At 44.1% G+C, this 322-nt stretch carries 1 pseudogene; it reads right to left on the bottom strand.

From position 1 onward, the window contains the following. Positions 1–322, bottom strand: a pseudogene (locus HC175_RS22175) (hypothetical protein); the annotation flags it as partial.

The following is a 322-nucleotide window of genomic DNA, read 5'->3' as shown; positions in this document are numbered from 1 at the left end:
CCCTCACAGAAATCATCAAACTTCATCGTTTCATCAATTTTCTGATCCTCTGTGAAGTTCTGCTGCAGGTAAGACTTCGTAATGGTGTAATAACGTCCCTTGGCATCTGTCAACGCCAGCCCGCCGTCACTCCATATTACCATCTTTTGATAGCTCAAAGAATTATCCTGGTTCCGCAGTTTCCAGTCCTTCTTTAAGATCTGGCGCACTTGGGTGAGGTCGGTTTTAATCCGGGTCCTGTTTAGGACCTGCAAAGCATCTATAGGACACATATCTACTTCATCCATGTCAAAAGTATCCATCACGTTGAGAAGCATACTTA

The sequence above is a fragment of the Salinimicrobium oceani genome (assembly GCF_012037645.1).
Note: the sequence above shows the minus strand (reverse complement) of the source record. Positions and strands in the feature narration are given on the sequence as shown.